Source organism: Coleofasciculaceae cyanobacterium (assembly GCA_036703275.1).
Lineage (GTDB): Bacteria > Cyanobacteriota > Cyanobacteriia > Cyanobacteriales > Xenococcaceae > Waterburya.
In genome coordinates this window covers 1-10,649 of sequence record DATNPK010000034.1, presented here as the reverse complement: position 1 = coordinate 10,649, position 10,649 = coordinate 1, and the positions used below count along the sequence as shown (strand labels likewise).

The 10,649-nt window shown below is 39.1% G+C and carries 7 protein-coding genes and 3 pseudogenes; 6 read left to right on the top strand and 4 right to left on the bottom strand.

Annotated elements, in window-relative coordinates:
- The first annotated feature begins 800 nt into the window (after positions 1–800).
- Positions 801–1,310 (top strand): AAA family ATPase, encoded by a 510-nt coding sequence (locus tag V6C71_08490; GenBank protein ID HEY9768533.1) that lies wholly within the window; start codon positions 801–803, stop codon positions 1,308–1,310.
- Positions 1,311–1,348: 38 nt separating this feature from the next.
- On the opposite strand, the gene V6C71_08485 is transcribed toward V6C71_08490, so the two are convergent.
- Positions 1,349–1,543, bottom strand: a complete 195-nt coding sequence (locus V6C71_08485) for a transposase (GenBank protein ID HEY9768532.1) — start codon at positions 1,541–1,543, stop codon at positions 1,349–1,351.
- 217 nt (positions 1,544–1,760) lie between these two features.
- On the bottom strand, positions 1,761–5,144 hold the full coding sequence (locus tag V6C71_08480) for a thioester reductase domain-containing protein (protein ID HEY9768531.1): 3,384 nt from the start codon (positions 5,142–5,144) through the stop codon (positions 1,761–1,763).
- Positions 5,145–5,322: 178 nt separating this feature from the next.
- Here V6C71_08480 and V6C71_08475 point away from each other — a divergent pair.
- Positions 5,323–6,141, top strand: a pseudogene (locus V6C71_08475) (IS1 family transposase).
- Positions 6,142–6,560: 419 nt separating this feature from the next.
- Entirely contained in the window at positions 6,561–6,698 is a 138-nt protein-coding gene (locus tag V6C71_08470; GenBank protein ID HEY9768530.1) for a hypothetical protein, read from the top strand.
- A 341-nt stretch (positions 6,699–7,039) separates the two neighbouring features.
- On the opposite strand, the gene V6C71_08465 is transcribed toward V6C71_08470, so the two are convergent.
- Together V6C71_08465 and V6C71_08460 are read right to left on the bottom strand one after the other, a co-directional pair.
- The gene (locus tag V6C71_08465; protein HEY9768529.1) at positions 7,040–7,318 is read right to left on the bottom strand and encodes a hypothetical protein; all 279 of its coding nucleotides are present in this window, start codon (positions 7,316–7,318) and stop codon (positions 7,040–7,042) included.
- 10 nt (positions 7,319–7,328) lie between these two features.
- Positions 7,329–7,820 (bottom strand): hypothetical protein, encoded by a 492-nt coding sequence (locus V6C71_08460; GenBank protein HEY9768528.1) that lies wholly within the window; start codon positions 7,818–7,820, stop codon positions 7,329–7,331.
- A gap of 361 nt (positions 7,821–8,181) precedes the next feature.
- Here V6C71_08460 and V6C71_08455 point away from each other — a divergent pair, with 361 nt between their 5' ends.
- The 3 genes and pseudogenes from V6C71_08455 (at position 8,182) to V6C71_08445 (ending at position 10,649) form a co-directional block, all read left to right on the top strand.
- Positions 8,182–8,352, top strand: a complete 171-nt coding sequence (locus V6C71_08455) for a hypothetical protein (protein ID HEY9768527.1) — start codon at positions 8,182–8,184, stop codon at positions 8,350–8,352.
- 79 nt (positions 8,353–8,431) lie between these two features.
- Positions 8,432–8,675, top strand: a pseudogene (locus V6C71_08450) (hypothetical protein).
- 998 nt (positions 8,676–9,673) lie between these two features.
- A pseudogene (locus V6C71_08445) lies at positions 9,674–10,649 on the top strand (IS701 family transposase).

The window sequence follows — 10,649 nt, the reverse complement described above, 5'->3', positions numbered from 1 at the left end:
GATATGGAATTAAACGTCTCATTCGTCAGTAGGAATTTAACCTACATGAATCTAAAGTTATTGTATTTTCTAGGTTCTACTAGGATATACCCTCAGCGTTCCTACAAGTTGTAGTTAGGCTGAAACGGGTCGCACGTTTTAGTTCTTTCTGTACGCATCTGCGTATTAGGCATATTAAGAACTACTTATTTCCCTAATCAGACTCAGGGCTGTACGTCGGCATATCTCGGACATTACATCCATCCTTGTCAGGCATTACCTGTTAATTCAGGTTAAGCATTGGCTTCTTACAGCATCCTACTCCCATTTTTCATACGCTTCACATCTGGTTTATCAAGGATTATGTCTTGATAGAAATATGGGGTTATCCCGTTCCCTAAATTCATTTCACGTTGTTGTTAGTCCCTAATCTATACTCCGAGAGGTATAATGATGAGAAAATTTTATCTACTCAAAAAAGAAATACAGACCTCTGTTGCCTTTTGGCGATAGTGTATTAAGCCGTTACACTACTTACAGTTAACGAAGCTTAAAATTAGTTAGACTTTGTTGAACATAAACAACTTTCCTTGCAGAATTACCAAATTCGGCTATCAGCTATCCGCTTTTATCCTAGCTCTGCACCACGGACGATGTTACCTAGCAGCACATAGGATATGGAATCAAACGTCTCATTCGTCGGTAGGAATTTAACCTACATGAACTTAGAGTTATTATATTTTCTAGGTTATAGAAATTACCCTCAGCGTTCCTACAAGCTGTAGTTAGGCTGAAACGGGTCGCACAAGTAAATACTGTTTATGGGACAGGTTGTATCGTTAGTCAATCAAAAAGGCGGAGTGTCCAAGTCCACTACCTCCGTCCATTTAGCTTATTGGCTAATCAAGAAGAAGAAAAGAAAGACATTATTAATAGATGCCGATAGTCAACGTTCTAGTTCTTTATGGGTTGAGGGGATGGAAGACATTGAAATTCCTTGTCAGGTGATTGGTTCGCCCGATGAGTTGCTCGAACAGATACCAGAACTCGCAGTAGATTATGACTATTTGATAGTGGATGGACCTGCCAGTTTATCCGAAGCAACCAGAGCAATTTTATTTAGGTCAGATTTGGCATTTATTCCCGTACAGCCTACAGGAGTAGATTTACGTTCGGCTTCTGATGCCATGAGATTAGTCAAACAGGCTCAATCTGTCAGAGGTGGCTTACCCAAAGCAGTAATGTTTCTTTCTCGTGCGGTGAAAGGGACAAAGTTAAAAGATCAGGCGATCGCTTTGCTTAGCTGCCTGAGCAGAAGCCCAGCACCGTAATCGAAGAATTCGGTGTCTGGATGAATACTAGTCGAGATCTAGGATGGCACATCTTGATTTTCAATATATTTCTTGAGGAGTGAAACGGTTACGCCACCACACGAAGGGATAAAGTAAGATTCATTCCACAATAACTTTTTCCAGTGGATGCTGTTGACTAGGGTGGGAAATTCTTGTCTTAATCTACGACTAGTAACTGATTTGATATTGCCAACGAACTTGGGCAAGCTCATTTTTCATATCCACCTGAAAAAGAATTTACACTGTCGTCCCATTTAACTACTTGAGGTATTCGAGCGATGTTTTTAGCTGTTAAAATTTGCATGATTTATTTGATTTGTATCTTGCTAGTAGACTAATTGGTTTGTCTCGGACTCTTTAAATTAAGAGTTCAGCTTTTTATCTAAACTCTTGCCATAATTTCTGAACTCTTTCTTAAAAGCTAAACAGTTATATAATTACAAATTTTTCTTCAGAAAGAGGAGAAGGTAAGAAACCACTATTAACGAAATAGGAAAAATAAGTATTCAGCAATTTTTCGTCTATAGCAGGACAGCGAATCGAAGTATCAGACAATGCAGCCAGAGTTTGTTGACAACTAATATGAGGTTTTCTACTTTGCTGATATAGCTCTAATATGCTTAATTTTTCTTCAGACCATTGCTTTGCTAAAAATGGTAATAAAGGATATAAAGGATTAGAGCGAGAGTACATATATTGATTCAATAATGCCAGCCATTTGGGATAGTCAACCTGCTGAATTGAATAACCCAAAGAAGCAATTTTGTTAGTCAGTTGACTTAAGTGAAGAGGATGAGCATTATTCAAATGGAATGTTTTTCCCGAAGCCTTTTTTTGTCTGGATAAATAAACAATACTTTGGCAGACATAATCCACAGAAGACATATCCAAGTAATAGTCTAGATTGGGTATAAATCCAATTTGAATCGAGCCTTTAATTATTCGGCAGATGATATCGTCGCTATTCCACAATCCTGTTTTACTATGTCCAGAAATAAAAGGTGGTCTGTAAATAGTTACTGGAATACCGCGATCGCTAGCAATTACGGCTAACTGTTCTGCTACCCATTTACTTTGAGAATAACCGAGATAAATTCCATCGCTGGCTAACAGTCTCTCTGACTCTGTAACTATCTTGCCACGATATGCAGTTGACTCAAAAACTGCCACGCTAGAAATATAATGAACTGGCTTGAGCTTAACCAAACTAGCCAATCTCAAAACCTCTTGAGTTCCTAAAACATTAATCGGTTTTAGTCTTTCGTAGGGATAAACATAATTGAGTAAAGCTCCACTATGATAGATAACATCTATTTCCCCTGCTAGTCGCTCGAATTCCTCTTTAGAAAGACCGAACTGAGGTTTAGCTAAATCCCCAACAATGGCAATAATTCGATTATCAAAATTCTGATTCCACAAACCATAAGATTCAAGATTTTCAATCGGTTTTCTCTGAGCTAAAAAAGGATTCTTGCCACGTACCAAGCAATAGATAGTTGCTTTGGTTTGCTGGAGTAATTCTTGAAGCAGAAAAGCACCTAAAAAGCCCGTCCCACCAGTCAAAAAGATAGTATCAGCTTCATCCACAACAGTCAGTGTTTTTGGCGGATTTTCTGCACGAATTGATGCTTCTAAAACTGCCTCGGCTGGCAAATCTAGAGTTGTGGTAGAAATTGCTTCTGATTCGGTTTTGCCAGCTAAATGTCGAACGAGTACTTCAATTGTCGGATAGTCCCATAACAAAGTAGGAGAAAATTGTCTGCCGACAAACTGTTCTAATTCCCCAGTCAGATTAACGGCTTCAACAGAATCTAAACCATAGTTGCTAATTGGTTTATCGATTTCTATCTGGGATGTTTTCAAAGCTAGTCGTTTGGCTAACTGAGAAATCAACCAGTTTTGAATTGTTTGAACATCGAGTTGATCGAGTTTTGATTTCGATGGTTGCGTATAATAATGCTTGAGTGAAACTAGATTATTATTGTGCTGTTCGATCCTTTGAAGTTTTGAAGTTAGTAGGTCTATTTCCGCTTCTAAATGGACGAATTCCTGTTTGTTACGAGGATTCAAACACCAATCGGCAATTGTCTTGAGATTGGCAGTTAAGAACTTAGTTTGGCAAGTACCGCGCTGAATTTTACCGCTAGATGTTTTCGGAATACTGGCAGTTTTGATTAAGGATACGGCATAAACTTGTAATTCGTGTTGTTGTGATACCTCTCGACGAATTGCGGCGATCGCTTCATTAGCATCTAAACTTCTCAGATGGCTGCGCTCGATCTCACAAACAATGACCAACTGTTCTTTTCCAGCTTTCTCGATTAAAAATGCTGCTGTACAACTAGGGCGTATTGCAGCATGACTGTTCTCTACAGTTAGTTCTATATCTTGAGGATAATAGTTGCGACCTCTAATGATAATTACGTCTTTGAGTCTACCCGTGACGAATAATTCGTTATTGTGCCAACATCCCAAATCTCCCGTCCTTAGAAATGGTCCTTCTTGGGTATCAGCAGTATAAGCCGCAAAAGTTTCTTTAGTCTGAATTGGTTGATTCCAATAACCCTGGGCTACTGAAGCACCAGACAGCCAAATTTCTCCTATCTTGTCTGAAGGACAGATAGTTAAAGATTGAGGATCGACAATAATAATTTTTTGTTCTGCGGGACTTTTACCGCAGCCAATTATTGCTTTTGCTCTTGGTTCTTCTTTAGTTGTTTCCACTACTCGTTCTTGCTCTAAAGAGTCCTTTTTAATCCAAGCAATTGATGGAGGTCGCTCTTTATTTCCTCCCGACACCATCAAAGTAGATTCAGCCATACCATAGCAGGGATAAAATGCTTGGCGACGAAAACCACAAGATGCAAAAGTACTAGCAAAATACTCTAAAGTTTGTGCCCGTACTGGTTCTGCCCCAGTAAAAGCTACTTCCCAACTAGTAAGATCGAGACTGTCTAATTGTTCAAGTTTAACTTTACGACAAAGGAGATCGTAAGCAAAATTTGGAGCTCCACTAGTAGTAGCTCGATAGCGAGAAATTGCTTGTAGCCAACGTATTGGTTTCTGGAGAAAAGCCATAGGAGACATTAAAATCACTGGAAAACCACCATAAATTGGTTGTAAAACTCCGCCAATTAAACCCATATCGTGATAAGGTGGCAGCCAGATTACGCCTTTACTATTAGTTCCATGGTCGAAGCTCTGATGAATTGAAGCTAAATTGTGTAACAAATTTCCATGACTCACCATAACTCCCTTTGGTACACCCGTTGAACCAGAGGTATACTGAAGAAAAGCCAGACTATCACTATTTACTACAGGTTGCTGCCAATTTGTTTCTCCATCGCTAACCAAATTATCAGTTGCTATCCATTGTAAAGAACTCAATTTAGAGTATTCTGGAAATTGACTTGATATCTTAGTTAACTCCGATCTGGTTGTCAGAACCGTTGAAGCCTCAGCATCTTTGACGATCGCTTGTAGCCTAGACATCTTTTGATTGCGCTTGGGCGGATATATGGGAACAGCCACTACCGAAGCAAACAAACAGCCAAAAAAAGCCGTGATAAATTCTAACCCTGGGGAATAAAGTAATAGTGCCCGAGAGCCCGCCCCATTAATAAACTGAAGATAAGTTCCAATCTCTCTCGCCCGTCGGTATAGCTCTCCATAGGTAAGGCTATTTTCTATTGTTTCTCCATCTTGTAAAAAAGTGTATGCGATGCGATCGGGTTGACTGTAAGCTTTAGTACGTAGTAAGTCGATTAAAGTTGAAAATTTATGTATTGGCTCGATCGTAGAATCCGAACTCATCAGAATTGATTTTGGCATAATATGGAAAAATCTCCGTGTGAATAAGATTTAAAGCACTTACATTCGGGGGAAGTCGTCTGAGTTAGTGTTACCAGCACTATACTCAGACGCATCGGTAGTGCATCAAACAAGTGTGGGAATAGAAAAATAATCAAGTTCTCATAGCTATTTTACTTGGATGGAATGCCTTCTCTGCGGTTATGAAAAGATCCATGAGCACGGAAAAACCAGTAAAGCAAGTCAAAGGTACTCCTGCCCAAATTGCCAACAAACTTATACTGAAACTTTTGAGACGATTTACTATCGGCGACAAATTGAACCAAAAAAAATCCAGATGGTATTACAAGCTCATTCAGAAGGTAGTAACCTGAGAGGAGTGAGTCGAACAACCAGATTAGCTTACAACACAGTAGTGAGTTTAGTGCGAAAAGCTTCCATTAAAGAAGAGATGGTTCACAACGAAGAAGTGAAACAGATTAAAACCGAGCAGCTAGCTGGAGATGAATTTTGGTCCTTTGTACAAAAAAACAAAAACACACGCTCTCAGACAAAGTAATGGTAGGAGACTGTTGGATTGGCATGACTCAAGCTACTGGCAGCGGATTAGTTTTAGCAGCCAGAGTCGGAAAACATACTGACGAATTTATTGAGCAATTAGTAGTAAATACGGAAGGCAAAACCAATTGTCGATTGTTGGGGAGGTTATAAGCGGGTTCTGGGGAGTCAAGATCAGGCATATCATTGGCAAAGACCAGACTCGTGCCGTCAAAGCGAACTAAGGGAATTGTTCGACAACAAACTGGTCGGTGGCATCGCCGTCAGAACAAATTTGCCAAAGTTTGGAGACAGATAGAAGCGATGGTGCGGTTGATGGTGATGTTATTTCAACTGGATTTGGGTTCATAGTCGCAAGAAAACTACTGCTGCTATGAGAGAGGGATTAGCGATCGCTCTTTGGAGTTGGCATGAATTAATTACCTATCCCACACTTGTTTGATGCACTACCGAAATATTAATATTAGCTTCTTACGTCATAAAGAATAGAAAACTTGCCCATAAATAGCCTTTTTTGGTAATGTTTTGCTTACGAATCAATCCAAAAGTTTACATAATTTTGTGTCATGTCCTATTTTGCGCTTATGTCGGCTATACCCCTAATAGGAGTTATAGAAATAGGCTGCACTTCGTTACACAAACCTTCTATTTCCGCTAACTCATTAGACAACACGGACGTATCGAGCTGCCGCCAATCACGGATACACCTTCGGATAAGGGAATCTCGGCAGTCTCGTCCTCTCTTATCTCACCGTAATTGTGTGCTCCTAAAGTCCGTTCCAAAACTTATGAAGTCACTCTTTAGGCAAGATAAAGCTTTTATAAAGGTAATTAAGAAAACAATTACCTCACTCTTTAGACATGGCTATCACCAAAATTTCCTACTCAAACCCCGAATCCTTTAGGGCAAATCATGCACGGGCATATCGCCTCAAGTGGCAAGGGCAAGAGTGCGGTTTAACCGTAAATGCTTGCCAAGACACACTCTTTGCTATTTAAAATCTGAGGAGATGTTGAAGCATTCAATTAGGTTATTAATTCATTACTTGAAGTTTGAGGATGTGCCTATTGCGCACCGATTCATCCCTTGATTCAGCAACGCCTTAATTTAATAGTTGGGGCTGGGAAAGGGTCAAAGGAAAACGGAATGTTTAATTAATTCTGCATAAGTACTTATTTCCCAATCCCTATTCCTAATCCTCAGATAGATCGACACGATCTACCCAATCGAAAACTGCTGTAATTGAACGTGCTTTCTATCTCGAAATTACCGGCAGGAAACTATGACAAGCTAGAAAAAACCGTGAAATTAAAAAGCTTGAGCTTTGTCGAACAGAAATTTAATCAAATCCAGCCCTATTTACCTGCCCTAGAGGACAACCAGGGGAAACTGTTTTCCCATTTTTAAATAAATTGGCAATTAACGTATCAGACTCAATCATTCCTTTGAGATTAAGTTTTAACTCCACTATCATGTTCCTGTTGGTTGGCTCATTATCTTTGATACATTCAACGAAAACTCTATCTTCTGCTTCATTGCTGAAGGCTTGATTAAATTTACCTTTAATCTCACTGTTATCGATGTTTTTGTCAATATTATCAACAAAGAGATTTCGCACTACCGAGTTATTATACTTGGTCTAACAGATCGAGAGACTCTCTGAAATACTCTTCTGGTGTCCCCTGATAGCAAGTTCCATGTTTATACCATTCATGTAAGTGTAAATCCGATGCAAACCCAGGCATTTTGATTGCTAATTCATCCTTGAGAGTATCGGATAAATCTATCGGCGGTAAATCAGACCATTTTCCGTCACCGTCAATTCCTTCAATCTGATTGCTGACATTGCAATATACGTTATTTCTTGGTTGGGGCCACAAACCATGTAAGGTAAAGTTGGAAGCATCAAAACGAGCTTCGGTTTGGGTTTGGCATTCCGTTTTGTCTTGATGAGTTTCACAAAATGCCGGTTGCCAACTAATAGCGAGTAAGTAATCGAAATCTCGCGATACAAAAGTTTCTAATAGTTCTCCACAGCCGCTTTTAACCCAACGTGCGGAAGGATCGGCACCATCAATGGTTAGATAATAATGAGTAGCCTCTTCCTTATTTTTTGCCATAACTGGATAAATTGTATTAGGAATCAGTCTGATATTACCCGGATTAGTTCCTCTTGTGATTGATTGAAAAGCCTCACAACCTTGAGTCGCTCTAAATTGAGCGTTAAAGTTTATGCTTGCCTGTGCTGGATTTGTCCACCAAGTCAGGTTAAAAAACAAGACGATTGTAAGTACAAAGAATCTTAGAGAAAGTAACATTACTTTAAAAGATTTACTTTTTGTCAGTCATTATAAAAGGTTCTCATTCAGAAAAGTTTGAATTTTTTTGAAGTTGGTCAAACCGAACTCGCGTTATACTAATTTAAATTGAAAACAAGGCAAATGAACTAAACTGGAAGTAGTTATTTAGTATTTTTTACTAATGGTTGGTGTAACTTCAATTGAAATAAAAGAAAGTTTGGATGATCTAGCTGAACAGTTACATCAAGCTAAAACACAGAGTTGTAAAGAACGATTGCAAGTTCTGTACTGGTTGAAACAGGAAAATGCGCCAAGTATTAGCACGATTGCCAAAGCGATCGCCAAGTCTTGACCCTAGCCCTCTTTTGTCACTTTCCGAGAATTAAGCTACAATAGAAAAAGTTATTGGTAGCTGTAAGGCAGAGAGGGCAATGGATGTAGAATTACAAATTCTCAAACATTTAAAGAGATCGCCAAGACCGACAGTATCCGTTGTAGATAAATATTGCTCTGCTTATAATGACTTATTTTCTGATGTAAGAAGTTACGTCGCGTTTTGAGTGGGAAGCTTCCTACTCAAAAGCCGACTGTATGAATGTTTTAAATATTTACGTGACTGGAATCATCTCACCAATTAAAAGGAAATCATTACCAGAGATAGCAAAGGTAGTAGGAAGTTATAGTCGATGGGTTTATTTCTAACCCTCACCTCTACTTCAGAACGAGACATGAGAGTTTCCAGCTCATCTAGCTCCTGGTATGCGCCCTGTGAATGAGGTGTCTTTGACCGTTACCAGTCTTTAGACTTGGATTGTTTAACGCTGTTTTCATCCTTTTAATCCCACGATAGACCGCCTTGGAAGTGTCAGTTTTAAAATCCTTCTGTACGCACCTGCGTATTAGGCATATTAGATGATACTAGGTCGTATCCTACGCATTAACCGTCCTACGTGGGCATATCCTTAAGTTTCCTTAAGGCATTGGCTTTTTAGGACATCCTACTCCAATATATCTTGTGACTAATTGTCTACCTTTTAAATTGAGTTATTACTTTTGTTTTGTCGCTCACAGAGTTCGGATGCTGTCATTATAGAAATATTGCCAGGTTATCCGCCTACTCGACACACCTCTTGGGGTTTTTCAAGGTATTATGGGATAATGACTTCCATACTATCTTTAGGTTCGATGAGGGCAAAAGTGTAATTCTCTATAAGGAGATACATTGGGTTTTCCTGTTCCCTCTATCAATTTCTCGATACACTTAGGTTTCCACATTATGCCGTGTCAGACACCCTTACACATTCGCTCTTGACTCGAATGCAGCCTATTGACATCCTTCTAGGCGAACGCTTTATCCTTCGATTAGTCTGCACTGTACGTTTTAAAGTCTGAAGTGCTTTTATAACTAAACTTGGATATAGAGTTGGAAGCTCTATATTTTCAGCCGCTTTGCGTCCATACCTCATTACGACAAGGTGAGTGGATTAACTGTACGTTAACCATATGTATCTTCCCTAGCAGCGCTACCTAAAGACGACTTTTGGTAGCGCTGCATTTCTACCCATGCACCGAGAGATGCTAATTACCAGTTAGCAAAACCTGGGTAGACGGATTCATACCTTGGGTTTGGTCGGAAGGAATTTAACCTTCATAAAATAGAGAGTTATGAGAAAATTCTCACAAGGTTGACGGTAATTATATTACCTTTGACCTTAACAGGTCGCACTCATGATTCTCAATTATTGTATCATTTTTTAGCCAATTCACCTTGGTCAGCAACAAAATTAAAAGAGAAAAGATTAACTCTAACTCTAGAAGCTTTAAGAAATCAAAAAATCACAGTAATTATTGATGAAACAGGAGATAGAAAAAAAGGCAAAAAAAGAGATTATGTAGCCAAGCAATATTTAGGAAGCGTCGGAAAATAGACAATGGAATAGTATCAGTTAACGCTTATCGAATCTATGAAAATATTACTTTTCCCTTAGTCTTTAAAGTGTTTAAACCGAAGGGAACATTAAAAGAGTCAGATACCTATAAAATGAAGATTGAATTAGCATCATCCATTATTACAGAACTAATAGAATATTGGATTCAAGATCGATCTAGTCTTAGCGGATAGTTTGTACGGGGAGGCTAGTTCATTTATCAGAACGTTAGACAAACATAATTTACCTTGGGTGTTAGCAATTAGGAGTAACCATGGAGTCTGGCTATTATCTGAGCAGAAGGTCAGAGCGAACAAGTGGTGTAAATTGCAAAGGACTTTCAGCAATCAAAAAGCGGTGCGACCCACAGCAAGCAAAGCTGGCAAAGTCATGGCTTCGCATGACGATGGGGCTAATGCCCCGCCCGACGGAAGGCGCCCCCGAACGCGCACCAAGACATCTGAAACTAGATACATTAGAGAAATAGTTTATGGCAAACGGAATTATCGAACCTATTGGGAAGTTACTACCGATACTGAAACTATGCCCCCCAATTCGACTTCCTTTATCATGACTAATATTCAAGAAACTAGAAGCAAAATGAAGAAAACTTTAGGCAACCTATATGGACTAAAAACCTGGGTTGAATACGGATTTAGACAATGCAAACAAGAACTAGGATGGACTAATTATAGATTCACTGATTTTCAAGAAATTAATA

Coding starts and splice junctions, on each gene's coding strand:
- V6C71_08490 (HEY9768533.1), top strand. CDS start 801: ATGGGACAGGTTGTATCGTTAGTCAATCAAAAAGGCGGAGTGTCCAAG.
- V6C71_08480 (HEY9768531.1), bottom strand. CDS start 5,144: ATGAGTTCGGATTCTACGATCGAGCCAATACATAAATTTTCAACTTTA.
- V6C71_08470 (HEY9768530.1), top strand. CDS start 6,561: ATGGCTATCACCAAAATTTCCTACTCAAACCCCGAATCCTTTAGGGCA.
- V6C71_08460 (HEY9768528.1), bottom strand. CDS start 7,820: ATGGCAAAAAATAAGGAAGAGGCTACTCATTATTATCTAACCATTGAT.
- V6C71_08485 (HEY9768532.1), bottom strand. CDS start 1,543: ATGAGCTTGCCCAAGTTCGTTGGCAATATCAAATCAGTTACTAGTCGT.
- V6C71_08455 (HEY9768527.1), top strand. CDS start 8,182: ATGGTTGGTGTAACTTCAATTGAAATAAAAGAAAGTTTGGATGATCTA.